This window comes from Paenibacillus sp. FSL R10-2736 (genome assembly GCF_038000245.1).
Classification (GTDB): Bacteria; Bacillota; Bacilli; order Paenibacillales; family Paenibacillaceae; genus Paenibacillus_AQ; species Paenibacillus_AQ phytohabitans.
Map to the genome: position 1 here is coordinate 1,280,596 of NZ_JBBOBN010000002.1, position 25,836 is coordinate 1,306,431.

Here is a 25,836-nt window from a genome sequence, read left to right on the forward strand (position 1 = left end):
AAGGGTCTTTCCTTTCATGGAAAGGCCTTTTTTAAAATTTAGGGATTTATATTTTTGAACTGTCCTTAACAGGACGGCTAAGCCGTTTCCACTTGCTGAATGTTCAGGGGATATAGAAAGCCCCATGCCGGGAAATGATACTTAAATAATAAGTACAATAACAGCGATGCCGTTTTTTTACGGATGCTTAGTTACAGATTTAAGGGGGAATTGTTTTTGAGTAAGGTCGGAAGAAATGACTTATGCCCATGCGGAAGCGGGAAAAAATATAAGAAGTGCTGCTTGGATAAAGAAACGTCAGCGGTCGAATCCATACTGCGGCTGGTAACGACGGAGTATGCGGCAGCACAAGAGGCTGTATTCAGCGAATCCGTACAGGAACAGTCAGCAGCGGAGGCCGCGGTACGTACCGAGAGTAAGCTTACACTGCCCAAGCTGAAAAAGATGGTCGCACGCGAACTGAAATGGGAGCATCCGGCCCATGAACAGCTGGCGCTGCAGCTCATTGAGAGCATGAGAAATCAATACGACCGGGAACTGATTCTGGAAGCCCTGGTGCTGTGGAATGGCTTCTCCCGGCAGACCAAACCTGCGGTGAAGAAAGCCGGCTCGTTCTGCGCGGCCATCGAATATCTGCTGTCAGAGGAATACGGCTTCATGCTGTCGCAGACGGATCTTGCCGATAAATACGAAGTTACGGCGGCCACCATCTCCCGTAAGGTCAAAGAATTATATAATTATGTCGAAGAATACGGAATGGGCGGAGAAGCTGATGAGCTGATCGCGCTGAATGGTCCGGGCACTCCACAGGAGAAGGCCCAAGCCCTTCTGTACAAAGCAGTAGAGGCCACTTCTGCGAAACGCCGTGTTCAGCTGGCGGAGACGGCACTGGAGATTTATCCGGACAGTCCGGATGCCTATCTTATCCTGGCCGAGGAATCGGAGAACGAGCATGAGGCGCGTAAATTCCTCAAAGCGGGAATCGCAGCAGGCAGACGTGAACTGGGCGAGCTTTATTTTACCAAGAACAAAGGGTATTTCTGGGGGCTTACGGAGACCCGTCCTTATATCCGTATCTGCCAAAGCTATGCGGAATCCTGCTGGTTTGGCGGGAAGGCAGAGGAAGCAGCGGAGATTCTGGAGCATATTCTCGAGCTTAACCCGGATGACAATACCGGTGCACGCTATCTTTTGGCCGCTGTCTACTTGTACAGCAACCAGTTGAAGGAAGCGGAGCGGGTGATCAAGAACTACGGGGAAGACGATGCGGCGGCAGCTTTTGCCTATGACCGGATTGTGCTGGAGTTCAAGAAGAACGGAATTACCTCGCAGCTCAAAATGCTGTATCGTGTTGCGCGCGGAGTGAACAAGCATGTGCCTGATTATCTGCTGGGCGTGAAGCGCCTGCCGCATAATCTCCCGGATTTTGTCGGAATGGGCGATTCCAATGAAGCCATTGAATATGTCATTATGCATTCGCGTTTGTGGGCAAGCATGCCGGAGCTGCTCAAATGGATGCTGAAACAATAGAATATAGATGATCTATATATGATCTGAACATGAAATATCTGACACAGTCCTCCGGGGCTGTGTTTTTTTGTAGATAACCTGACATGGATTAAGCCTCCGACCTACATTATCCAAAAAAACTAGTAAAACAAGCCTATTTTCAAATGAAAATGTTTGTTTAATGCTGTGTTTTTCTGAAAATACCTGACATGGTCACACTTATTTCACAGCTCGAAGTAAAACGTTAAAGGGATAAAGAGTTTTTTTGCAGAAATAAGTCGAAAAGACAGGGAGCATTCGAGTGAGAGTATTACCTGAGCCTATTTACATTTGAAGGTGGGGAGTCCTATGGCACAGAAGAAGAGCAAGAAAGATAAGGCGCTGCTGACATTATCTTTAAGCAATATGGGGATTCGCGCCAAGCTGTTTTTGTCGGTGATTATCTCTGTAGTTGCTATTTTCGTTATTGTATCCGTAGTGATTTACAGCAATGCCAAGCAGATTATAGTCAATGGCCTGAACAATTCGCTGACCTATGAGAAAGGAGAGATAAGCGTTAAGGTCAACGAGCTGCTGCAGCCCGCTTCGGACAGTGTAGAGCTTCTGAATGCCAACGCCTATATCCGTGACTATATCGCCAGTGTAAGTGATCCGGAAACAGCGAAGACCACCAGCGGGTACAGTGAACTGATCCGCACCCTGAATCTGGTCAAGAACAACAATAAGAACCTGCTGAATGTGTATATAGGTCTGGATGCTGCGAACAAGGTGATTACGCAGGATGAGTTCGAGCCGCCGGCGGACTTCGTGCTGAAGGAGCGGGGCTGGTATGCCAACACAGCCAAGAATAAGCGTGTTACGGTTACGGACCCCTATATTGATGCCGGCTCCGGCAAAATGGTCGTCAGCGTCAGCGCACCGATTCTCGACGATGCCGGCAAGCTGATCGGTGTCGCGGGTGCGGATATCTCCACGGAGCAGATTACCCAGGCGCTGAGCGCTTTTAATTACAATGGCAGCGGGTATGCCGTACTGATTGATAAGACAGGAACCTTCATCTACCATCCGGATACAGACAATATTCTGCTGAAGAAAATGTCCGATCTTGGCGAAGACTGGAAAGCTGTCGGGGATAAGATGGTACAGTGGGGCTCGAATGTGATAAAGACGGATATTGACGGAGAGGCCAGTTATGTGTCGTATTCGCCGGCTGTAGAGAATCAGTGGTCCGTGGCGCTGATTGTGCCGGAGAAAAAAGCGGAGCAGGAATTGAAGAAATTCGAGCTCATCTTTATTCTCTCGATTATTGCTTCGATTGTAGTGATGTCCGTGCTGCTGTACTTTGTCTCCAATAGTATATTGAAGCAGATTCCTATCCTTACGGCTGCCTTCCGGAAAGCGATGTCCGGCGACCTGTCGGTAAGAGCAAAGGTTACCGCCAAAGGGGAAATCGGCGTACTGGCAGAGGGCTTCAACGATATGATCTCCTCACAGCAGTCGCTGATTCAGGAAATCATGCGCAGCTCGCAGAGCATCTCTGGCGCAGTGGAGAATACGGAGAAGAATGTGTTCGTGCTCGACGGCAGCATCACCGATATTTCGGGAATTACCGAAGAGCTGTCAGCGGGCATGCAGCAGACGGCGGCTTCGATGGAAGAAATGAACGCCAGCACGATTGAGTTCGAGCATGCCATTAACGGTATCGCCCGCAAAGCCCAAGAGGGGGCAGATGCGGCCCGGGAAATTAATGTGCGGGCGGATAAGCTGAAAGAGGGAGCATTTGAGTCACGCAGGCAGGCGGATCATATCTACGGACAGAGTGAAGAGAAGCTGCGCATGGCGCTTGAGCAGTCGAAGTCGATCTCGCAGATAGGCGCGCTCACAGGAGCAATTCTGGAAATTGCCGCCCAGACCAATCTGCTGTCGCTGAACGCTTCCATTGAGGCTGCGAGGGCCGGAGATGCAGGCAAAGGGTTCGCTGTTGTGGCGGAAGAGATCCGCAAGCTGGCTGATAACTCGCGGGAGACGGTGACCGAAATCCAGGGAGTTACTGAAGCGGTAGTCCAGGCGGTATCCAATCTGGTCGAGGGCGCGGAGAGCATGCTGCGCTTCATGGACCGGCAGGTGCTGAAGGATTACGATGCGATGCAGGAGACGGGTGAGCGGTACAGCGAAGATGCCAAGTATATTGATGAGCTGGTTACGGACTTCAGCGCCACCTCCGAAGAGCTGCTGGCTTCCATTCAGAGCATGCTGACTGCGATCAGCGAGACGGGCAGTGCAACGAATGAAGGCGCAGAAGGGGCCGGGGTCATCGCCGTCCAGGCGGAGCAGATCATCGGCAAGTCCGGCAGCATCGTTGCCGAGATGGAGGAGATCAAGATCAGCTCGGCGCAGCTGCTGCAGACGGTATCGCGGTTTAAGGTCTAGGTATAGCAAGTTAGGGGACGGTCCTGCTGATGTATGGCAGGGCCGTTTGCTTGTTGCGTTTGGAAAGTAAGCATAGGCGCATAGGCGGGGTGTTTGGAGTGCGATATGAGGAAATGAGGAATATGAGGGTAGAACGCCGTGACCAGATTACGGTATATGCCTAGGAGTGTCTTCCGGTGGGTTTAATTGCACTTTGTACAACTAAAACGTCTGATTCTCCACCTATTATCCGTTTAGTTGTATTTCGTGCAACTAAAAAGCACTATGTAGACGGTTCTTGCCCATTCGGGCAGATTTAGTTGTACAGAATACAGTTATAAGAGGCGAGCCTCCCTTTTCGCTATTTTTAATTGCACATTATACAACTATATAAGATGAACTTAAGAATGGAGGAGTGGAGTAGCTTGATTCCACCGGCAGTGGATGCTGTATTGTGTGACGAGGACAAGGGTTGAAAAAATGTCTCTGGAAGAGTATGTTACAAGAAGCGAAACGATAAGAAAGAGACAGTGAGGCGAGGAAAAGATGAGAGAAGGCGAAAACCGGATCGTAGGGATGGAAGATATTGTACGCGCACATCATGTGCTGCGGGAGGTTATCGTCCGTACGCCGCTGCAGCTGGATGCGGTACTGTCAGCTAAATACGGCTGTAATGTGTATTTGAAACGCGAAGATTTGCAGATTGTACGCTCCTTCAAGATCCGTGGAGCCTACAATATGATCCGCAGTCTGTCCGACGAGGACAGAGCGAAGGGGATTGTCTGTGCAAGCGCGGGTAACCACGCCCAGGGTGTGGCGTATTCCTGTAAGGCACTGGGAATCAAAGGCAAAATCTTTATGCCGAGCACTACACCTAATCAGAAGATTAAGCAGGTCCGGCGTTTTGGCGGCGAATTCGTGGAAGTGATTCTGAAGGGGGATACCTTCGACGATGCTTACGATGAAGCGCTGCAGGCTTGTATAGACTATAGCATGACGCTGATTCACCCGTTTGATGAGCCGCGCATTATCGCCGGCAATGGTACGATTGCGATGGAGATTATGGAGAGCCTGGACAAGCCGGCTGACTTTGTATTTGTTACGATTGGCGGAGGCGGCCTGGCGGCAGGGGTAGCCACCTATGTGAAGACCGTGAGCCCGGCGACTAAGGTGATCGGTGTGGAGCCTACCGGAGCAGCTTCCATGAGCGAGGCGATGGAGTGCGGTGAGGTAATCACCCTGAAGGAAATCAATAAGTTTGTTGACGGTGCGGCGGTGAAACGTGTCGGCGGCTTGACCTTCGACATCTGCTCGAAGCTCCTGGATGATGTAGTCAAAGTGCCGGAAGGCAAGGCTTGTACAACCATTCTGGAGCTGTATAACGAGAATGCAATTGTTGTGGAGCCGGCAGGCTCGCTTCCGATTGCTGCGCTGGACATGTACCGGGATCAGATCCGCGGCAAAAGCGTGGTCTGCATCGTCAGCGGCGGCAATAATGATATCGACCGGATGCAGGAGATCAAGGAGCGTTCACTGATCTATGAAGGCCTGAAGCATTATTTCATGGTTAATTTTCCGCAGCGCGCGGGTGCCCTGCGTGAATTCCTGACTGAGGTAGTCGGACCCGACGATGACATTACCCGGTTCGAATACACGAAGAAGAACGAGAAGGAGAACGGCCCGGCACTGGTGGGCATTGAGCTGATGTCTACAGATGCCTACGCCCCGCTGATTGAGCGGATGCAGCAGAAGGGCGTGGATTACGTAGAGATCAACAAGGATGTCAATTTATTCAGCATGCTGATCTAATATAATCGTTGTCAGCGGCAATAGCCGTTTATATGGATATGAAGAAGACCCGCCCGGGTTCAACCCGGGCGGGTCTTCTTTCATAGCGATAAGATTGCTGCGCACATCCGGTGCTGCTGAGTTATACGCTTATCAGGACTGGGGCACCTCTGTCTTCAGATACTGCTCTGCGTCATCATCCAAGAGATAGCCGTTGCTCTTCATCAGCTTCATGAAGCCATCGAGCTTCTGCAGGAACGGGCTGGTGCTGCTGTTTTTGGCCAGGATGCTACTGTAGGCTTTCTGTGCCTCCAGATCCATTTCCAGATTATCGTAATGGAAGAGCGGCGTGTTGTTCTGGCCATAGAATGTATTCACTGCGTACATGTTATAAAGTGTCTTGACTGCTGATAGACGGTTGGATTTGGGATAGGTCTGAATGAACTGCTCCTGGGTTAGTGCGCGGGAAGCGACATCCCCCCAGGCGATCACAAGCCCGTTATCCTTGGAAGGGGGCAGATCCGACTCGGTCGCCATTATTGAAATATAATCACGGATATCCTCCGTCACGTACAGTTTATATTTGCGGTAAGCGGCATAATCAATCACCGGGAAAAAAGTGCCTTCGGCCGTCTCCAGCTTATAGCCGCTCTCTCCCGCGCTCTTCAGCAGCGCACGCAGTGAAGCATTCTCAGTACTCTCGGCCAGCTTCACCATGCTGACTCCCGCTTTATAGACGGAGATGAGCTTCCGCTGTACTTCACTGCTGCTGAATTTCTTCTCCCAGGAAGGCAGGAGCGATTTGTGCAGGTTCTCCAGCTTCAGCGTCAGAACGGTCGCCTGATAAGGAGTGACAGCATACAGATTGGTATTCATATAAGTAATAGCACCCGGCAGGTTGCCTGAGGAGAACAGCGGCAGCGCAGCCCTGTAGACAGCCTCAGCATGGCTGAGGACGGCCGCACCGGTAACACCCGCCTTAGTGCTGGCAGCCGCCTCAGAGGTGCTTGTGCCGCGGCCCGCGCTGCTCTCAGCACGGGCAGGAGCGGAGCTTGCTGCCTCCAGCCCCATGAGCAGAGCAATAGCGGCGGATAGAACGACGTGCTTCTTCATACAAGTCTCCTCCTGTGTGGAATAAAAGTTGAATATATTCTCTATGATTTGAAAAATATTAATTTCAGTCCAAGACCACCGGCTGCGGCAAGAGCCAGACTGACCCAAGGCGCAATCCGGATGACCGGGAACAGATTATCGAGGAACATCCCGGCAAATACGGCCGCAATCGCGATTCCGACATAGAGTCCCAGGCCTTTGATGTCAAAAGCCTTGGGCTTCGGGCTATCGTCCTCAGACAACGAGGCCATCCATTTCATAATAAGCTCAATCAGAACAATCGAGCCGATACCTACTATGATAAGGGTGAAAATACTGATCTGGCCGAAGATTTCATCCGGACCTCCGCTCCATTGCATGATCAGTCCGGCAGCGCCCATCACTCCGAACAGAATGGTCAGGGCGGACAAAGAGATCATCAGGGAGTTCTTCAGCTTGCTGCGCGGAGAGCGCGGGGGGCTGCTGTTCATCACATCTTTGAAATAATCTCCGGGGTTCTCGCCGAAGATTTGCTTGGCATTCCGGCCTTTGGCCTGCCCCTTCAGCAGCAGTTCAGCCGCCTCCAGCAGCAGCTCCTCTGCACGGACAGAGTCTACCGAGCTGGCCCGCATGGCCAGAATCATATCTTCAAAAAAAGAGCGGTTAAATGGCGTCATCTGCTCACGCAGCAGGTTGTTTTGCTTGATCATAGCTTTAACTTTCATAGTATGGACGTATACCTCCAAGGTGGATTAATCAAGTTAGCCTTTAACCTAGAGTATACGTTTGTGCAGCAGTGGTGTGCAAGGACAACCCTTCCAGCGGATAAGAAGATTCCGCTTCCGCGTAACTTTTCTTTCGGTAATCCCTGAATAATCCGTTTGGAAGAGTGAACACTGAAGAGGTGGTTGCTTCACCAAATATAGCTAGAGGAAGGCAGGGAGCGTTATGAAACAGGAGAACAAACAGGAACCCGGCAAATTTGTGGGCGACGGCTTCGCGCCTGCACCTGCTAATGAAGTGGGGGATTGGGGCAATTCTGACGGCTTCAGTCTTTGGGATGCTGCGGGCGTGACACCGGAGAACGGACTTGAAGACTGGGAAGGCCGGCAGGAGACCCATGATATGTTTCACGACAGCTATGACTGAGTGAAGCTCAAGCTTGACCCACGGCCTCTTTTGCTCCTGCGGGAGCGGAAGGGGCTCTTTTCAGGAAATCCGGAGGACTATGGTTATTGACAAGAAATTAAGGAGAATCGTATAATAAAGATATAAATCATACTAAATTAATCGGAATAATTATAATTTGAAATAAATCAGCTTTCAGGGAGGGCGCAGCAATGGAACGGAATATTATCATCCGGCATAATGGAGAGGAACTGACAGCGAGCATACACTATCCATCCGCAGACAAGGCAGGCACCGGACGGTGCAAGAACCGGGTGCCGCTTGCAGTGATCTGCCACGGCTTCGTGGGCAGCCGGATTGGTGTAGACCGGATCTTCGTTAAGGCAGCCCGTGAGCTGGCGCAGGATGGCTATATGGTTATCCGCTTTGACTACGTAGGCTGCGGGGAGAGCAGCGGTAATTACGGGAGCGAAGATATGGAGTCGATGATCAGCCAGACCCGGGCAGTGCTGGATTACGGCATCAGCTCGGCCGATGTGGACCCGCAGCGTGTGACGCTGATCGGACATAGTCTGGGCGGGGCAGTAGCACTGCTGACCGGTGTCCGTGACCGGCGGGTGAAGAACCTGGTGCTGTGGTCTGCGGTCGGCTATCCGTTCAATGATATCGTAAAGATTGTCGGAAGGGAAGCCTATGACCGGTCGGTGAAGAGCGGCTCAGCCGATTATTCCGGCTATTCGTTCACCCCGGTGTACTTCAACTCACTGGCAGCGTTCCAGCCGTTCCAGGAGGCCGGGAAATTCAGCGGTGATGTGCTGGTCATCCACGGAACCTCCGATGATGTTATTCCCGTTGACTATGCCTTCCTCTACCAGAAGCTGTTCTGGACACGTCCTGAAGGCCGCTGCGACAAGGAGATTATTTTCCAGGGCGACCATACCTTCTCGTCGGGTCCGGCACAGGAGCAGGTGCTTAAGCGCACCAGGGAATGGATGAATCAGCAGGAGCATCTGCAGGAGGAATGGCAGAACTGGATGATATAGGAGAGGTCCCATGCGTGCAATACGTAAGAATAAGCGGTAAAATAAAAGGGCAGACCATATACTGGGTTATGGAGGTTGGCACCCTATGAAATTACCGGCATTCTTTATTGCGCACGGCTCTCCGCTGCTGGCTCTTGAGGATAACGAATACACACGTTTCCTGGAGCGGCTGGGTTCTGATCTGGGGAAGCCCCGCGGCATTGTAGTTTTCTCGGCGCACTGGGACAGTCCCCAGCAGCTGATTACAGTGGACGCACAGCATGAAACGCAGCATGATTTCTATGGTTTTCCGGAAGAGATGTATAAGCTGGCCTACCCGGCCCCGGGCGATCCCGCGTTAAGCAGCAGGATTTCCGCACTCTTCAAGGATAGCAATCTTTGTCATCAGCCTATACTCGGCCGGGGCCTTGACCATGGGGTCTGGGTTATTCTGAAGAAAATGTTCCCGCAGGCCGACATTCCCGTCGTAGCCTTATCCGTCGATTCGATGCGTTCTCCCGAAGAGCAGTACAATATCGGACGGATGCTGGCCCCGCTACGCGATGAAGGAATCCTCCTGATCGGAAGCGGAGGACTGGTCCACAATCTCAGGCTGCTGAAGCAGGATGATCAGCCCGAGCCTTGGGCGCTCGACTTCGATGCCTGGATCGCTGAGCGGCTCGAAGCATGGGATCTGGCTTCACTTTTTGCTTTTGAGAAGCAGGCTCCGCATGTGCGGGAGGCCGTTCCCACCTACGGGAAGGAACATTTCGTACCGCTCTTCTATGTAATGGGTACAGCTGATGAGGGCAGACGGGCGCAGTTAATGATTCAGGCCTATCAATACGGTACCCTAAGCTTAAACTGCTGGATGGTCGATTAATACACAAATAAATGCAGGATACAGCCGCTTTAATGGCTGTATCCTTTTTTGTATGCAGAATTTCCGGTGTGCTCAAGACAAACTCTGCCAGCTATGATTAAATGAAAGAATGCTTACTGACAAAACTTTAGGAGGAACAACAAGTTTATGACGATAAACCGGTCTTCAGTCCGTCCTATATCTGTCTTCGTCCTTACTGCCGCCCTGCTCTCCGCCTGCGGGACAGAGAATGCAGTAACGGTTCCAGTGCCGACTACAGTAGCAGCTACTGCTGAACCCCAGCCGACAGAAGCTGCGCAGCCCACTCCGACAATAGCGCCTGCAGCCGGAATAGTATCCGGATTAACAGGGCTTCCGGCTACGGACGGAACGCTGCCCCGGCCGCTCGCAGTCATGATCAATAATGCCCCGGCCGCCCGGCCGCAATCCGGAGTCAGCGAAGCGGATATCCTCTACGAAGTACTGGCGGAGGGCGGAATTACCCGGCTGATCGGAATCTTCCAGAGTCATACCGGGGTGGTGAAGATCGGCCCGATCCGCAGTATCCGCCCTTATCTGCTCGACATTGGCGAGAGCTACGGCGGTGTGACTGTGCATGCGGGAGGCAGTCCGGCGGCTTACGCCATTCTGCAGAAGGAGAAGAAGGAGGACATGGACGAGATCGGCCGTGCAGGTGCCTACTTCTGGCGGGACAAGGAGCGCAAAGCCCCGCATAATCTGTACAGCAATGCCGACAAGCTGCGGGAAGGTGCAGGGAAGCTGGGATTTGCCGAGAGCGTCGAGGTTCCCGGTTTGCTTTTCACAGATCCGGATTATGCGCCTACTGAGGGAAATCCCGCGCTGGAATTCAATGTAAGCTTCCTGCTGAAGAGCTATACGGTGGGGTATAAATATAATGCTGAGCAGCGTACCTATGTCCGCTGGGTGAACGGCAAACCGCATCTGGATCTGAATAATAACAGTCCGGTGGCAGCGGCGAACGTAATCGTAATGGGCTCTGACCATAAGGTGCTCGATGATGTCGGCAGGCTGCAGGTGGACGTGGAGCTGGGCGGGGAAGCGCTGCTGTTTCAGCGCGGCGTAGCGATACCCGGCAAATGGTCGCGCAGGCCCGGAGACATCATCCGGTTCGTGAAAGAAGACGGCAAGGAAGCGCTGATGTACCCCGGCATAACGCATATTCTGATTGTACCGAACAGTCCATCCTTCGGCAGCCATGTCGATTATGCGCTGGCACCTAGTCCCACCTGATAAGCACCGGATAATTAACCGTTCATATGATTATTTTCGCAATTACAGGGAATTGTTATTATAGTGCAAAAAAGTTCGGTTTTTTACTTCTATCCATTCTATTGATATGATAAGATAACAAGGGTTGTCATTCATTTTCATGCTGTTTACATTTGGGTGGCTTCACGTTTTCACGGCAATTTTATGTAAAGGGGTTTAAAGCTAATGAAGTTGAGAAAAAAGGATATATTCTTTGAGACGCTGGAAAACATGGCCGATACCATTGTTCAGGCGGCAGATTACTTCGCTCAGAATATTTCGACTCTCCAGGACAATGTTGAGAATTTCGCCGGGGTGATGAAGAAATACGAATCCCAGTGCGATACCTACACGCACACCGTCATCAAGGAACTGAACAAAACTTTTATTACGCCGCTGGAACGTGACGACATCATGGACCTGATCACAAGCATGGATGATGTTATTGATGGTCTGGAGGCTTCTGCCTCGCGCTTCTATATGTATAACCTGCTGGATGCGGATGAGTATATCGTCCAGTTCGCGGAAATTCTGCGCCAAAGTGCGTATGAAATCCAAAAAGCGGTTCATTTGCTCTCCCAGAAGAAGCTGCTGGCGATCCGTGAATACACGATCCGTCTGAATGATCTGGAGAACCAAGGCGATGAAGTGCTTCGTATCTGTACGAAGGCCCTGTTCGAAACTGTAAAAGACCCGATTGAACTGATTAAGCGCAAAGAATTGTACGAGCGGTTGGAGACGACCACGGATAAATGTGAAGACGTAGCCAACATGCTGGAATCGATCATCATGCGCAATTCATAAGGGGCTCTGAAATATGGATACATCTATATATGTACTAGGTTTTGTTATATTTCTTGCGCTGGCGTTTGACTTTATCAATGGTTTCCATGATACAGCCAACGCAATCGCTACCTCAGTCTCTACACGCGCGCTGAAGCCGCGTACAGCCATTATGATGGCAGCAAGTATGAACTTTATCGGTGCGCTGATGTTTGAAGGCGTAGCGAAGAAGATCGGCGGCAGCATTGCTGACCCGGCACTCCTGGATAACGGGATAGATATTCTTATTGCGACGCTCATTGCGGCGATTATCTGGAATCTGGTAACCTGGTGGCTCGGGATTCCATCATCGTCCTCCCATGCGCTTATCGGAGCTTTGGCCGGAGCGGTATATGTAGGTGCAGGTTCGGAGAATGTGAAATGGCATGGGTTCATTGAGATTGTGGAGGGGCTGATCTTCTCCCCGCTGATCGCTTTTGCCATCGGTTATGTTGTGATGATGATTCTAAAGTGGATCTTTGCCAAGCGCAGTCCGCATACCGTGAACAAGGGTTTCCGTTCCATGCAGATTATTACGGCGGCGCTCCAATCCTTCACACATGGTACGAATGACGCCCAGAAGGCGATGGGGATTATCACCTTTGCCCTCGTTACGTCGGGACGGCTCGACACTATGCATGTACCACTCTGGGTTAAGATCGCAGCGGCAACATCCATGGCGCTCGGAACGTCCATCGGCGGCTGGAAGATCATTAAGACTATGGGCACCAAAATTTTCAAAATTGAGCCGATTAACGGCTTCGCAGCAGATATTTCGGCCGCGTCCGTTATCTTCACAGCTACACTGCTTCATCTGCCGGTAAGTACGACACATGCCATTACCTCTGCGATCCTCGGGGTAGGCTCAGCCAAACGCTTCTCCGCTGTGAAATGGGGAGTAGCCGGACGTATCGTGGTGACCTGGTTTATTACCATTCCGATCAGCGCAGTGCTGGCGGGAGTAATCTTCAAACTCTTTTTCTAGATTTGAATTGAATAGATTGCCCGTACAAGATGTCGCGGAAGCCATGAATGGCTGCGGACATCTTTTTTTGTGTTTCCGGCTTTTCTTGAGTTTGCGGGGAGTATTTTGGTTTTTCAAGAGAGGAATGTCACAATAAGTTACAGCGAACCGATAAAAAACATTAATAGGCGTAAAAAGAAAATGAAATACGTCACATTTCGAAAAGAAAATGACATGAGTGATTAAAGGTTTTCGTAGTTTTTTGTAGTTTTCGGTAGTCTTTAAAGTAAGGTGTGTTTTAAGTGTTACCATAGCTGACAAACACATAATGATATACAAAGGAGGCCCTGTCGTTGATCGACTTTCATCAGGTAGACAAACATTACGGACATTTCCATGTACTGAAAGCCATTGACCTGCATGTTCAGGAAGGGGAAGTGGTTGTCGTAGTCGGTCCTTCCGGCTCCGGCAAGAGCACTATGCTGCGCTGCATTAACCGACTGGAGGCTATTACGAGCGGCGGACTGACCGTTGACGGTATAACTGTAAATGAACGCAAGACAGATATCAACAAGCTGCGCAAAGAGATCGGAATGGTCTTCCAGCATTTCAATCTGTACCCGCATAAAAAAGTGATCGATAATATCACACTCGCGCCGATTAAGGTGCTTGGACTAAGCAAAGCGGAAGCCGAGAAGACGGCGATGTATTATCTGGAAAAGGTCGGGATTGCCGATAAAGCACAGTCCTATCCTTCACAGCTGTCCGGCGGACAGCAGCAGCGTGTGGCGATAGCCCGGGGGCTGGCGATGAAGCCGAAGATTATGCTGTTCGATGAGCCGACCTCGGCGCTTGACCCGGAAATGGTCGGGGAAGTGCTCGATGTGATGCGGACTCTGGCCCGCGAGGGCATGACAATGGTTGTCGTTACCCATGAGATGGGCTTCGCCCGCGAGGTGGCCGACCGGGTAATCTTCATGGATCAGGGACAGATCGTGGAAGAAGCGGAGCCGGAGCAATTCTTCGCCAGTCCGCGTGAAGACCGGACACGAACGTTTCTCAGCCGTGTATTAAGTCATTAAACAAATATATAGGATTCAGGGGAGGAACAGAAATGAAAATGTCCAAAAGCTTCAAAATGTTAAGTGTACTGATGATTGCGGCTATGCTCGTGATTGCCGGCTGCGGCAACAACAATGCCAAGAACAATGCCGGAGGGAATGACGCTGCTGCAGGAACGGCTACTGACTCTGAGGCGATTGCCAAGATCAAGGAACGCGGCAAGCTGCTCGTAGGCGTGAAGTACGACACCCGCCTGTTCGGTCTGAAGGACCCTGCATCCGGCAACGTAGAGGGCTTCGACATTGATATCTCCAAAGCCATCGCCAAAAAAATTCTGGGTGACGAGAACGCGATTGAGCTGAAGGAAGTAACCTCCAAGACACGTATTCCGATGCTGAATAACGGCGAAATCGATATGGTTGTAGCTACAATGACCATCACTGAAGAACGCAAGAAGGAAGTTGATTTCTCCGACGTCTATTTCCAGGCAGGCCAATCCCTGCTGGTGAAGAAGGGCAGCCCGATTACCGGACTGGATGACGTAACGAAGGATACGAAGATCCTGGGCTCCAAGGGCGCAACCTCCATTAAGAATATCAAAGAAAAAGTGCCGGGTGTAACCGTGCTTGAATTCGATAACTATCAGGATGCATTCAGCGCCCTGAAGGCCGGCCAAGGCGATGCACTGACTACGGATGATGCAATTCTGTACGGTATGGCTTCGCAGGACCCGGGCTATGAAGTTGTAGGCGAGCCGTTCACCGATGAGCCTTACGGCATTGCAGTACAAAAGGGCAACACCGACGTAGTTAAAGCCGTGAATGATACACTGGCTGAACTGAAGGCAAACGGTGAGTATGATGCCATTTATACGAAATGGATTGGTAAAGCTCCAGCGAAATAAGCATGTTCTAAGCTTCAGCTTACTTAACAACCTGCCTTATATTACTCGCAGAAACGGATGCCATCCCATGAGGATGGCACTGCCGTTTCTACTTGTTTATAGGAAGGATTCATGTGTGGTGCAAGAACGAACTCATCTATGGGCAAAGGCAGGTGAAATCTATGGAATTTTCAATATTAACGAATTATTTCGGGCTGTATATGGAAGGATTCTACGGCACCGTGCTGTCCAGTGTATTGGCCCTGATCGGCAGCTTCCTGATTGGAGCGGTAATTGCCGTCTTCCGCATTACTACCGTGAGAGCGCTGCGCTGGTTCGGAACGGCGTATGTGGAGTTCATCCGCAATATCCCGCTGCTGCTTGTAGTGTACATCTTCTATTATGGACCTTCTGCTCTGGGCTTTACGCTGGACGGCTTCAAGGCGGGAACAATTGGACTTGCGGTATACACCTCAGCCTTCATCGCCGAAGCGATCCGCGCCGGAATCATGGCCGTTCCCAAGGGACAAATGGAGGCCTCACGTTCATCCGGCCTTAGCTACATACAGACGATGCTGCATATCATCCTGCCGCAGGCGATCAAGCTGGTTATCCCGCCGCTCGGCAACCAGTTCATCAACCTGATCAAGAACTCCTCGGTGCTGACACTGGTAGCCGGCCTTGATCTGATGTATTTCGCGGACAGTATCTCAACAGAGACTTACCGTACCTTCGACACCTATATCTTCGTGGCGTTGTTCTATCTGGTGCTTACCCTTCCGCTCAGCTACGGCGTACGCGTGTGGGAACGCAGACTGCAGCGCAAATATTAAGAAGCCACTCAAAGCATAAAGGAGGGATATCATGGATTTTATTGGTGCATACTCCGCCGATAATTTGAAGTTTTTGCTGGACGGACTGTATATTACGCTGATCGTTGCCTTTGTATCGATCATCCTGAGTTTTGTTATTGGCTGTATTATTGGAGTCATCCGCTACTCGGAAGTGCCGGTATTGTCTCCGGTGATGTTCTACCTGGTCGAGCTGATCCGTAATCTGCCGCTGCTGCTGATCATATTCTTCATCCGCTTCGCCCTGCCGGAGGTAGGGATTAAGCTTGGACTGATAACGGCGGCGATTGCTGCACTAACGATATTCGAGGCGGCGATGATCGCTGAGATTGTCCGGGGCGGGTTGACGTCCATTGATAAAGGGCAGATTGAGGCTGCACGTTCCTCCGGTCTCAGCAATTTCCAGACTCTGTGGCATATCGTGCTCCCCCAGGGACTGCGGCGGATGGTTCCGCCACTGGTCAGCCAGTTCATTTCGCTGCTGAAGGATACCTCGCTCGCGGTAGTCATTTCATTGCCGGAGCTGATGCACAATGCCAATATCGTCATCGGGCACAGCTATGGCTATGCTATACCGACGCTCGCGCTTGTGGCACTGATCTATTTCACCGTAAACTTCCTGCTGTCGATGCTCTCCAGAAGACTTGAGAACAAAACAGCATAAATAGGATAGAATCGGGGCAAAGCCGTATAAAATAAAGTGCGGGTATGATACTATAATTGTCAACATCTCTAGGCAGGAGCAGTGGCGATGGGACAATCTATTCTGAGAATGAGAGTTGCACAGATTCTGCTGGTGGCAGTCGTTACGGCTGTAGCCGGTGAATTCAAAATAAATCCGTTTGACGGGGACATCTTCCGGATCGCTATGGGCAGCAGCGCTTTTCTGCTGTTTTTGCTTTTAATGAGGCAGTTGCCGTATATCAGTACAGGCATTGCTACGGGTGTGGTCGTCCTGCTGTTCCGGACGGCAATGGATGCAGCAGAAGGAAGCGGACTGACGTTTGAGCAGAGCCTGAGCAGTCATTTCTCCGCGATGGTCTATTATATTGTGTTCGCCTTGCTGATGCATGCCATCAAAAGCCGGCTGGATACTTTCCATCCGCTGGTGCTGGGTGCTGTTGCCGCGGTAATCGACCTCTTGTCGAATGAAATGGAGCTGCTGACGCGGCTGATTGTGCTGGATTCGGCTTCCTTCCGGCTGAACGAGTGGACTTATCTGATGGCGATTGCTGTCCTGCGTACGTATTTCACAACCGGGGTATACAGTAGTATCTCGGTCAGCCAGATGCGGATCAGAGCGCGTGAGCAGAATGAGCGGATTGAGCAGATGCTCGGATTCGGCTCCGGCCTGTACGGCGAAGTATTCTATCTGAAGAAATCCATCGGAACACTGGAGAATGTGACGCTAAACAGCTTCGAGCTGTACCGCAATCTGAAGGCCGGGGAAGGACCGGAGCCGTATAGCCGGCAGGTGCTGGATATCACCCAGCAGATTCATGAGGTGAAGAAGGATTCCCAGCGGATTCTGGCCGGGCTTGTGAAGCTGGTGGAGCGCGAGGTTACCGGTGATATGCAGTTATCGGGAATTCTGCGGTTCACGGTCAAGAGCAATGCTAAATACGCCGAAATGCTGGGCAAGCAGATCGATTTTCATATTCATATTACCTCCGATTACACAACCGACAGTTATATTCCTCTGCTGACTCTGCTTAACAACCTCACTGCCAATGCGGTGGAAGTCATCAAACGTAAAGGCAGCATCAACCTGGATGCTTATGAGAAAGACGGCATGACCATTTTTACAGTGACCGATAGCGGGGCAGGGATTCAAAAGCGTGACCTGGAGCTGCTGTTCGAGCCGGGTTTTACTACGAAATTTGATGAAGAGGGAATCGCCGCTACGGGGATTGGACTCTCTCATGTACGGGATATAGTGAATATGTTCGGGGGAACGATTACCGTTCAGCCGGTGTCGCATGCCGGAGGGGCCATGTTCCAGATTATTGTGCCGAGTGCAAAGCTGCGGAAGGAGGAATAGAGAATGCCGCTTTCTTTCTGTATTGTAGATGACGACGCGTCGGCAAGAAGAATGCTGCAGCATATTATTGAGGATAGCGGACTAGGTGAAGTGGTGGGTACGGCGGAATGCGGGCAGGAGGGGGTAGCCCTGATCCTGAGTGAGACGCCGGATATTGTGCTGATGGATCTGCTGATGCCGGACCAGGATGGTATTGAGACCATTATCTCCCTCCAGACACAGGGATGTCGGTCCAAATTCGTGATGATCTCACAGATTGAGAATGGAGATATGGTCAGCCGCGCATACAAAAGCGGGATTGAATTCTTCATCCGTAAGCCGATCAACAAGATTGAAGTCGAATCTGTGCTGTACAAGGTGAATGAACGTTATGCGATGGGCCGTTATCTGGATGAGATCAAGCTGACGCTCGGCAAGCTGGAGGGGCTGCAGTTTGGAATGCCGCAGATGCCATCCGGCAAACGTACGGTCAAGGAGATTATCCAGCCGATTCTAATGAATATGGGAATGATCTCGGAGAACGGCAGCAGGGATATTATCACGATCATGGAGCTGGCGGTAGCGGGCGGGAACAGCGGGAGCCTTCCGCCGCTGAAGGAATTATACGAAATGGCCGCCGCTACGTACAAGCCGGTGCCGGCTGATGCCGCCAAAGAAGTCAAAGCCATTGAACAGCGGCTGCGCCGCGCGCTCGCGGCCGGGCTTGCTAACCTGGCTTCCATCGGTCTGACGGATTACGGCAATCCGAAGTTCGAGCATTATGCGCCGCTGTATTTCGACTTTGAAGAAGTGCGCCTGAAGATGAAAGAGATTGAACAGGGGCGCGACACCGGCAAGGTGAAGGTGAACATCAAGAAGTTCCTGCAGGTGCTTCATCTGGAGGTACTGGAGGGTATGGGCCGCTAGAACAGGATTGATACGGAAAATGAAGCAAAGAATAAACCTCCGGAACCGCTGCCAGCGGACTGGCGGTTATTTTTTTGAGATAACAGGAGTCCGGGCGGATACAGAAGTTTCATAATAGTAAACCTAATGCGTTACAATAGTAGCAGGCCGACAGGCAACGGGCTGTTGCAATGCGGATAGCAGGATAAGGTGGAGGACTCATATATGATACGAACGCTTGCGGTAACGCATAAGGGCGAGGTGCTGACTGACCTGCCGCTTCAGAGTATAGTGCTGGATAACTATGCCTGGATTTGGGTGGATTTTGCCATGCCTACTGAAGAAGAGACATTGCTGCTGGACACTTATTTTCATTTTCACCCGCTGGCCATTGAAGACTGTATGCATGTGCTGCAGCGTCCGAAGCTGGATTACTACGAGGATGTGCAGTTCTTCGTGCTGCATGCGCTTAATGAGCGTACGCTGGAGGCGGAAGAGGTCGACCTTTTTCTCAGCAAAAAATTCCTCGTCTCCTACCATCACCAGAATAAATCGGAAATGGAGGAAGCGTGGCAGATGGTCCAAGCTGAAATTCATAGCCGTAAGGGCTGGTCGGGCGGGCCGATGGCTGCTGCTTACACGGTAATGGACAAGCTGGTCGACAGGTATTTCCCGTCGCTGTACACCCTGGAGGATGAACTGGCAGATCTGGAGAGCAAGAGCGACAGTGAATCGGTGGAAGAGCTGATGAGTCAGGTGTTCAACGTGCGCGGAAGACTGCTTAAGCTGCGCCGGACGATCGTGCCGATGCGTGATCTGATGTACCGGATCGTCAACTCGCAGCATGTGCAGAGCAACGGGGAAGAACGGATCTACTTCGGTGATATTTATGATCATCTGCTGAAGCTGACCGACATGATTGAAGTTGACCGGGAAATGACCGCCGATCTGCGTGACAGCTACATCTCGCTCAACTCCAACCGGATGAATTCCATTATGAAGACACTGACGGTGATTACAACCGTATTTATGCCGCTGACGCTGATCGCCGGAATCTACGGGATGAACTTCAGGGTGATGCCGGAGCTGGACTGGGATTATGGTTATTTCGCGGTATTGCTGCTGATGCTGGTGCTGGGAGTAGGGATGTTCAGGTGGTTCCGGCGGAGCGGCTGGTTTAAGTGAAACCGTGCAGAGAACCGGACAAGGACCGGCGGTATAAAAGAATGGTTATGGCTGACGGCGCATGGGTATTCATGGAATACAGCGGTCCGGCAGCAGACAGACAAGGCGTGTTAAACGCCGCCGCTTAAGAACGGCGGCGCTTAACAGAGGAAGGGGCCCCGGTTTTGCGGCTCTTGGAGGTATTTTTGCGGCGCTGCGTGGTTGGGCGTCTTTTTTTGCGCCGTTTGGGGGTATACAGTGCCGCATCTTCTTCCGCCGCAAGTGCTCCCGCTGCGCTTCCCTTGCCTTTGCCGAATCCGCCCATCACCAGCTTCACCATCGGAGCCATCTGCGAAAAGCCCTGCATAACCTTCTGTACCTTGCCCATGGAGTTGACGATCCCGTCAATCCCGCCCATCCGGTCGACAATTCCCTTGATCTGCTCCATATTCGCCAGACTCCCGAGGTTGCCCAGCCCGCCCAGCAGACCCCCGGCCTTCGCAGTAGCAGCTTCGGCAGCGGGCACAACAAGTGCAGTATCGGCAGCTTCAGCACCGAAGGCAGGCAGTATTCCGGGTTCCCCGGGAAGCGGGGCAGGGGCGTAGGAAGAGAGGCCCGGATAGGGTGACGGATTGTACGGCTCAGCCAGTGAACGCCCTTCCCTGCGGGAATGATTATAGTAATGCTCAGGCATAATATCACATTCCTTCGTTAGTGGTTTGCTATACTGTATGTCATGGGCGAACATACGGTATAGACGAATGCCCGGGTAACCGGGATACTAGCGGAAAAGGGCGGATGCCTACAAGTACCCTCCGGAAGTGAAGAAACCGTGTCCATGCTTGATTTCGTGAGGTTTTGTAGTACTATAGTTAAGGCGGTAAATCCTATGAAGCTGGGGAAGCGGGTCGTTAGCCCCATGAGTGGTGTGCGCCCGGGGTGGACGTTTGTCCATCATTTTCGTTCTTTACAGCGTGAAACCGTTAATGCTTGAAAAATGTGCTCCAGTGCAATATAGTAGAGGCAAGATAGTCACATTAAGTTTATGCTTCCGAGTATCCAATTTTGTACGAAGCCTAATCAGTGATGCTAATGCTGACCAAACTTTTAGGGGATGATTAACGATGCAGCTTAAGAAGCTAAACGATAAAAGTATCGATCAATTATTTGAGGCTATTCTAACATTGAAAAATATGGAAGAGTGTTATGTGTTCTTTGATGATTTGTGCACAGTGAACGAAATTCAATCGCTCTCGCAGCGCCTTGAAGTCGCGCGGATGCTGGGCAAAGGGTCTACATACAATCAAATTGAAGCAGAAACAGGTGCCAGCACAGCAACAATCTCCCGTGTGAAGCGCTGCCTGAACTACGGCAATGACGGCTACAAGCTCACGCTGGAACGTCTGGGACGATAATCGATGCAGCCGGGTGTGCTCATGATCAGTCACGGCTCCCGCGATAAGACCTGGGTGTCGATCGTAGAGGAAGCCGTGAGTCATTTATCGCTGGAGGAAGAGATTCCTGTGGCGGTATCTTTCCTGGAGCTGGTAGAAGGACGATTGATTCAGGACGGTATAGACGAGCTGGAACATGCAGGGGTCACAGATATAATTGTGATCCCCTTGTTTGTGTCTTCCGGCAGTACGCATATCGATGAGATAGAGTATGCACTGGGTGCTAAGCCGGTTCCGGAACGGGAGACGGATCTGGAGCGGTTCCGGGTTACAGCGCAGATCCACTTCGGCTATCCCGTCGACGACGATCCGGACATTGCGCTGATGATCTGGGATAAGCTCCGGGAACTCTCGAAGAATCCGGAGCGGGAGACCCTGCTGCTTGTCGGACACGGCAGCAGGCATGAGGGCTTCCGGCAGCGCTGGGAGCAGGGGATCTCCTCACTCGCGGCGCGGGTACGGGACATAAGCGGGCTGGCTGCGGCCGATTACGGGCTGCTGAACCCGGACAGCGTAAGAAGCAAAGTGGAGTATTGGCAGGAGCAGGGCCATGATGTACTGGTGGCTCCGCTCTTTTTAAGTGAGGGGTATTTCACCAAGGTTGTTATTCCGCAGCGGCTGAAAGGGCTCGAATATGCCTACTCCGGCCAGACCCTGCTGCCGCATCCGCTGCTGCCGCGCTGGATTGAACGGCAGGTGGAGGCGGCGCTGCAGCGTCTGCGGGGTCGGGGTTAGAAAATAACAAAAAATCAAGAAATCTGGGGGCGGGCAGCGGCCGGAGTCCGAATATTCACCGTAGTGACGATTGAGCTTTAAGTTAGCATCTTAAGTTCAGCTTATATAGAAAAAATAGAATGCGTCCAGTATTTATTTTGGCAGCCGCCGCATACATATATCTATACTTTCTGCCGGGCTGAGGAGTCTTCGGCGCTGCGCGGGAGTATAAATATAATCCTCTAAAGCTCCCTGACATTGCTTGTGGGGTCCTGAATTGGGTATAATCAGTAAGGTTATCCATTATATAAACAGGTGGCGTTCCGGTAATGAAAACTGCGAGATTGATTTATAATCCCACTTCTGGTCGGGAAGAAATGAAAAGACGACTCGCCGATATTTTAGACCGGCTGGATGTTGGCGGCATTGAAGCCTCCTGTCATGCAACAACCGGCGAGGGCGATGCCACAGCAGCCGCAGCTGAGGCTGTAGAGCGCGGTACGTATGATCTGATCATAGCTGCCGGAGGCGACGGTACGCTCAATGAAGTAATCAACGGGATGGCTGAGAAGCCTAACCTTCCCCCGCTCGGCTTATTACCGCTCGGGACTACCAACGATTTTGCCAGGGCCATGGGCATTCCGAAGAATTGGGAGGATTCCTGCGACCTGATTCTGCGCCAGGAGTCGCGCCTGATTGACCTCGGCAAAGCCAATGACCGTTATTTCATTAATATAGCCGGCGGCGGCCAGCTGACGGAGCTTACCTATGAGGTTCCCAGTAAGCTGAAGACCATGATGGGCCAGCTTGCCTATTACCTGAAGGGTATTGAGAAGATGGCCAGCCTTGCTCCGCAGGAGCTGTACATCCGCGCGAACGGCCAAGAGATGATCCATGACGAGTTCATGCTCTTCCTGATCGCCAATACGAACTCCGTCGGCGGCTTCGAGAAGCTGGCTCCGGGTGCCAGAATCGATGACGGTCTGCTCGACGTAATTGCCGTCAAGAAATGCAACCTGGCCGAATTCATCCGGCTGGTCCGGCTTACGATCCGCGGCGATCATCTGAATGACAAGAAGGTTATCCATTTCCGCACGGATGCGATGGAGGTTACCTCTCCAGGCTACGTCCAGCTTAATCTGGACGGCGAACTCGGCGGCACGCTGCCGGGCAATTTCAGTATTCTGCCGCATCATCTGCGGATCTTCGCGCAGAATAATTAACAAGATTAATAGTGAAGATAATGAAAGAAGTGAACCTATACACATGAGTAAACACCGCAGCGGGCGCAGCGCAAGCCGCCGGGAACAAGGGCCGGCTTCTGTCGCCGGACTGCCAGTGAATAAGAATGATGAGGTCCTGCTCGATATTATCGGCATGACCCATGAAGGTGAAGGGGTAGGCCGTGTAGAGGGCTTTACCCTTTTTGTGCAGGGTGCTCTTCCCGGTGAGAAGGTCCGCGCCAGAGTGCTGAAGACCAAGAAGCAGTATGGCTACGCCAAGCTGATGGAGCTGGTGCAGGCCAGCCCCGACCGAATAGGGCCGCCATGCCCGATCTATGATCAATGCGGCGGCTGCCAGCTGCAGCATATGGACTATACCGCCCAGCTGGCGTGGAAACGGCAGCTGGTGGTGGACAACCTGCAGCGGATCGGGAAGCTGCAGGTGGCGGGTGCGGCTGACGGTAATGCCGCAACAGCTGAAGGAATCCGCGTCCTGCCTACCCTTGGCATGGACGAGCCTTGGCGTTACCGCAACAAGGCCCAGGTGCCGATCGGTGTAACCGATGGCGGCCTGGTCGGCGGCTTCTACGCACGCGGCAGCCACCGGATCATCGACATGGAGACCTGTCTGATTCAGCATGAAGATAATGACAAGGTCGTGGCCACCGTGAAGAGCCTCGGCCGTGAGCTTGGGGTCACCGCTTATGACGAAGAGACCGGCCGCGGGCTGCTGCGCCATGTTGTGGTGAAGAAGGCCTTCCGCACCGGCCAGATGATGCTGGTGCTGGTAACCAATGGCCGGGATATCCCGCATCTGGATGCCTGGCTCGGCAGTATCCGTGAGCAGCTTCCTGAAGTGGCGAGCATCTGCCAGAACATCAATACCCAGAAGACCAACGTAATCTTCGGTAACGATACCCGCGTCTTATGGGGCAGCGATGTGATCTACGATTATATCGGAGATGTGCAATTCGCTATTTCAGCGCGTTCCTTCTATCAGGTGAATCCGGTACAGACCGAGGTACTGTACGGCAGAACCCTGGACTACGCTGCGTTAACCGGCAGCGAGACCGTAATCGACGCCTACTGCGGCATCGGAACCATTTCCCTGTTCCTGGCCCAGCATGCCGACCAGGTCTACGGTGTGGAAATTGTGCCCGAAGCTATTGAAGATGCCCGGGCCAATGCCAAGTTAAACCACATGACCAATGTGAAGTTTGAAGTCGGCGCTTCAGAGGATGTCATCCCTGCCTGGAAAGAGCAGGGCATCACCCCGGATGTTATCGTCGTCGATCCGCCGCGCAAGGGCTGCGACCCGCGTCTGCTGGAAACGATCCTGCTGATGCAGCCGGAGCGTGTGGTCTACGTGTCGTGTAACCCGTCCACCCTGGCCCGCGATTTGCGAGTCCTGGAAGATGGCGGGTACAGAACCGTGGAGGTCACTCCGGTGGATATGTTCCCGCATACGGTGCATGTGGAGTCGGTGGCTTGGCTGGAGCGGAAGTTAATAGAACAGTGGGTTTAATCGTTCGTTGATGTGAAATTGATGTGGAAAGCTAAACACTCGCCAGTAACTGGAGATATTTCGACATAAAAGAAAACAAGAAGACGCTCGGGAATTGCTCCCCGCAGCGTCTTTATTTATGCGCTCTTTCCTTATTAGACAACAGGAAGTCGAGTTTATCTGCCGCAGCTTGGTCAGCAGAGTGATAAGCAAATTGGTACGGTGTCGTTCCAATTGAAATAATTTAAAACTTTTAAATGTAGTAATGTAGCGTAGTAATTGTACGTTACTACATTATTACTTTATTAATTTATTTGTGGTATAGTAAAGGCAGAAAAGACGTACAATGCAAAGAGAGCCGTGCGTCAACACGACTCCCCGTTTGCAATAGCCGCTTTTAAGGGCGGCGGCTCGGTAATAGGTTTAGGCAGAAATAGACCGTCTCCTTTGACCAGGGCGGTCTATTTCTTTTTGAGGTAATTCAGCAGAGCAATAATGAACATGCCAAACATGAACATCAGTGACAACGCTTGATAAACCTCCATGAGCATCACCTCCCTTCCGGGAGATTAGCCGACCGCCCCTTGCAAGCCTTCTATTGCTCCTGCGATTATAACACGCTTACAGGCCCTTGGATAGATTGCGAAAGGCAACCTTGTTGATGTGAAACTTTGGCGGGGGATGATAAATGTGGAAATAGTATATAAGCAGGATGAAGCTGTAACTGGTGAACAAGTAGCTGAGCTATTTAGAAAGTCTGGAATTAAGCGACTTGTACACGATGCAGACCGTATTCAAAAAATGATTCAGAACGCAGATGTAATGATAAGCGCATGGCATGAAGATAAACTTGTTGGCATTGCACGTTCCATTACTGATTTCTATTATTGTTGTTATCTATCTGATTTGGCTGTAGACAAAGAGTCTCAAAAAAATGGTTTGGGTAAACGGCTTGTTGAACTGACACAAGAAAAATTAGGAGAAGAAGTTTCTTTGGTTTTACTTTCTTCACCGGTAGCTATGGAATTTTACCCTCGCATTGGATTTGAAAATTCTGATAAAGCCTTTGTTATTCCTAGAAAAAAGTAGTTTTTGGATAAGTATTGATATGTTCGTTAAAAAAGCCATTCCGCCTGGGGATGGCTTTTTCTTAATAGACCATTAACCTT

The 25,836-nt window shown here is 51.4% G+C and carries 26 protein-coding genes; 22 read left to right on the forward strand and 4 right to left on the reverse strand.

The window, feature by feature from the left end:
* Nucleotides 1-183 precede the first annotated feature (183 nt).
* The 3 genes from NSQ73_RS33700 to ilvA all read left to right on the forward strand — a co-directional run bounded on the left by NSQ73_RS33700 (nt 184) and on the right by ilvA (nt 5,727).
* Entirely contained in the window at nt 184-1,530 is a 1,347-nt protein-coding gene (locus NSQ73_RS33700; RefSeq protein WP_340990515.1) for an SEC-C metal-binding domain-containing protein, read from the forward strand.
* 327 nt (nt 1,531-1,857) lie between these two features.
* Nucleotides 1,858-3,939 (forward strand): methyl-accepting chemotaxis protein, encoded by a 2,082-nt coding sequence (locus NSQ73_RS33705; RefSeq protein WP_340990516.1) that lies wholly within the window; start codon nt 1,858-1,860, stop codon nt 3,937-3,939.
* Nucleotides 3,940-4,464: 525 nt separating this feature from the next.
* On the forward strand, nt 4,465-5,727 hold the full coding sequence (gene ilvA, locus NSQ73_RS33710; protein WP_171719877.1) for a threonine ammonia-lyase IlvA: 1,263 nt from the start codon (nt 4,465-4,467) through the stop codon (nt 5,725-5,727).
* A gap of 132 nt (nt 5,728-5,859) precedes the next feature.
* Here the strand turns inward: ilvA and NSQ73_RS33715 are convergent, their stop codons facing one another.
* On the reverse strand, nt 5,860-6,819 hold the full coding sequence (locus NSQ73_RS33715) for a hypothetical protein (protein ID WP_340990518.1): 960 nt from the start codon (nt 6,817-6,819) through the stop codon (nt 5,860-5,862).
* A gap of 41 nt (nt 6,820-6,860) precedes the next feature.
* Complete coding sequence (locus NSQ73_RS33720) at nt 6,861-7,523, reverse strand: DUF1129 family protein (protein ID WP_340990519.1); 663 nt, start codon at nt 7,521-7,523, stop codon at nt 6,861-6,863.
* Between the two features lie 223 nt (nt 7,524-7,746).
* Here NSQ73_RS33720 and NSQ73_RS33725 point away from each other — a divergent pair, with 223 nt between their 5' ends.
* The 14 genes from NSQ73_RS33725 to NSQ73_RS33790 all read left to right on the forward strand — a co-directional run bounded on the left by NSQ73_RS33725 (nt 7,747) and on the right by NSQ73_RS33790 (nt 19,921).
* Nucleotides 7,747-7,947 carry a hypothetical protein gene (locus NSQ73_RS33725; RefSeq protein ID WP_042133422.1) on the forward strand — a complete coding sequence of 67 codons (201 nt, stop codon included), beginning with the start codon at nt 7,747-7,749 and terminating at the stop codon, nt 7,945-7,947.
* 191 nt (nt 7,948-8,138) lie between these two features.
* Nucleotides 8,139-8,969, forward strand: coding sequence for an alpha/beta hydrolase family protein (locus NSQ73_RS33730; RefSeq protein ID WP_039298286.1), 831 nt, complete (start codon nt 8,139-8,141; stop codon nt 8,967-8,969).
* A gap of 85 nt (nt 8,970-9,054) precedes the next feature.
* Nucleotides 9,055-9,831, forward strand: coding sequence for a DODA-type extradiol aromatic ring-opening family dioxygenase (locus NSQ73_RS33735; RefSeq protein WP_042133424.1), 777 nt, complete (start codon nt 9,055-9,057; stop codon nt 9,829-9,831).
* A gap of 147 nt (nt 9,832-9,978) precedes the next feature.
* Nucleotides 9,979-11,082 carry a DUF3048 domain-containing protein gene (locus tag NSQ73_RS33740; RefSeq protein ID WP_340990521.1) on the forward strand — a complete coding sequence of 368 codons (1,104 nt, stop codon included), beginning with the start codon at nt 9,979-9,981 and terminating at the stop codon, nt 11,080-11,082.
* A gap of 204 nt (nt 11,083-11,286) precedes the next feature.
* On the forward strand, nt 11,287-11,904 hold the full coding sequence (locus NSQ73_RS33745) for a DUF47 domain-containing protein (protein WP_039298293.1): 618 nt from the start codon (nt 11,287-11,289) through the stop codon (nt 11,902-11,904).
* A 13-nt stretch (nt 11,905-11,917) separates the two neighbouring features.
* Nucleotides 11,918-12,907, forward strand: a complete 990-nt coding sequence (locus NSQ73_RS33750; RefSeq protein ID WP_039298295.1) for an inorganic phosphate transporter — start codon at nt 11,918-11,920, stop codon at nt 12,905-12,907.
* A 332-nt stretch (nt 12,908-13,239) separates the two neighbouring features.
* Nucleotides 13,240-13,968, forward strand: coding sequence for an amino acid ABC transporter ATP-binding protein (locus NSQ73_RS33755; protein ID WP_039298298.1), 729 nt, complete (start codon nt 13,240-13,242; stop codon nt 13,966-13,968).
* A gap of 32 nt (nt 13,969-14,000) precedes the next feature.
* Nucleotides 14,001-14,852: a glutamate ABC transporter substrate-binding protein gene (locus NSQ73_RS33760; RefSeq protein ID WP_039298300.1), complete on the forward strand. Its 852-nt coding sequence runs from the start codon at nt 14,001-14,003 to the stop codon at nt 14,850-14,852.
* 161 nt (nt 14,853-15,013) lie between these two features.
* Complete coding sequence (locus tag NSQ73_RS33765; protein WP_039298474.1) at nt 15,014-15,664, forward strand: amino acid ABC transporter permease; 651 nt, start codon at nt 15,014-15,016, stop codon at nt 15,662-15,664.
* A gap of 31 nt (nt 15,665-15,695) precedes the next feature.
* Nucleotides 15,696-16,346 (forward strand): amino acid ABC transporter permease, encoded by a 651-nt coding sequence (locus NSQ73_RS33770; RefSeq protein WP_042133429.1) that lies wholly within the window; start codon nt 15,696-15,698, stop codon nt 16,344-16,346.
* Nucleotides 16,347-16,433: 87 nt separating this feature from the next.
* Complete coding sequence (locus tag NSQ73_RS33775) at nt 16,434-17,723, forward strand: ATP-binding protein (RefSeq protein ID WP_340990523.1); 1,290 nt, start codon at nt 16,434-16,436, stop codon at nt 17,721-17,723.
* Between the two features lie 3 nt (nt 17,724-17,726).
* Nucleotides 17,727-18,629: a response regulator gene (locus NSQ73_RS33780; RefSeq protein WP_340990524.1), complete on the forward strand. Its 903-nt coding sequence runs from the start codon at nt 17,727-17,729 to the stop codon at nt 18,627-18,629.
* A 204-nt stretch (nt 18,630-18,833) separates the two neighbouring features.
* Complete coding sequence (gene corA, locus NSQ73_RS33785; RefSeq protein WP_340990526.1) at nt 18,834-19,793, forward strand: magnesium/cobalt transporter CorA; 960 nt, start codon at nt 18,834-18,836, stop codon at nt 19,791-19,793.
* Nucleotides 19,790-19,921 (forward strand): hypothetical protein, encoded by a 132-nt coding sequence (locus tag NSQ73_RS33790; RefSeq protein ID WP_340990527.1) that lies wholly within the window; start codon nt 19,790-19,792, stop codon nt 19,919-19,921. Before corA ends, NSQ73_RS33790 begins: the two co-directional genes overlap by 4 nt.
* Here the strand turns inward: NSQ73_RS33790 and NSQ73_RS33795 are convergent.
* A complete protein-coding gene (locus NSQ73_RS33795; RefSeq protein ID WP_042133435.1) occupies nt 19,918-20,466 on the reverse strand; it encodes a hypothetical protein in 549 nt (182 codons plus the stop codon). The genes NSQ73_RS33790 and NSQ73_RS33795 overlap by 4 nt on opposite strands.
* Before the next feature lie 430 nt (nt 20,467-20,896).
* On the opposite strand from NSQ73_RS33795, the gene NSQ73_RS33800 reads away from it, so the two are divergent.
* The 4 genes from NSQ73_RS33800 to rlmD all read left to right on the forward strand — a co-directional run bounded on the left by NSQ73_RS33800 (nt 20,897) and on the right by rlmD (nt 24,688).
* Nucleotides 20,897-21,187 (forward strand): YerC/YecD family TrpR-related protein, encoded by a 291-nt coding sequence (locus NSQ73_RS33800; RefSeq protein ID WP_019913624.1) that lies wholly within the window; start codon nt 20,897-20,899, stop codon nt 21,185-21,187.
* 3 nt (nt 21,188-21,190) lie between these two features.
* Nucleotides 21,191-21,961, forward strand: coding sequence for a sirohydrochlorin chelatase (locus NSQ73_RS33805; RefSeq protein WP_340990529.1), 771 nt, complete (start codon nt 21,191-21,193; stop codon nt 21,959-21,961).
* 308 nt (nt 21,962-22,269) lie between these two features.
* Nucleotides 22,270-23,163: a diacylglycerol kinase gene (locus NSQ73_RS33810; RefSeq protein ID WP_042133438.1), complete on the forward strand. Its 894-nt coding sequence runs from the start codon at nt 22,270-22,272 to the stop codon at nt 23,161-23,163.
* Nucleotides 23,164-23,206: 43 nt separating this feature from the next.
* Nucleotides 23,207-24,688 (forward strand): 23S rRNA (uracil(1939)-C(5))-methyltransferase RlmD, encoded by a 1,482-nt coding sequence (gene rlmD, locus NSQ73_RS33815; RefSeq protein ID WP_340990530.1) that lies wholly within the window; start codon nt 23,207-23,209, stop codon nt 24,686-24,688.
* 440 nt (nt 24,689-25,128) lie between these two features.
* Here rlmD and NSQ73_RS33820 read toward each other — a convergent pair whose 3' ends face one another.
* Nucleotides 25,129-25,218 (reverse strand): putative holin-like toxin, encoded by a 90-nt coding sequence (locus tag NSQ73_RS33820; protein ID WP_332910058.1) that lies wholly within the window; start codon nt 25,216-25,218, stop codon nt 25,129-25,131.
* Nucleotides 25,219-25,348: 130 nt separating this feature from the next.
* On the opposite strand from NSQ73_RS33820, the gene NSQ73_RS33825 reads away from it, so the two are divergent.
* Nucleotides 25,349-25,756 (forward strand): GNAT family N-acetyltransferase, encoded by a 408-nt coding sequence (locus NSQ73_RS33825; RefSeq protein ID WP_340990533.1) that lies wholly within the window; start codon nt 25,349-25,351, stop codon nt 25,754-25,756.
* Nucleotides 25,757-25,836: the final 80 nt, after the last annotated feature.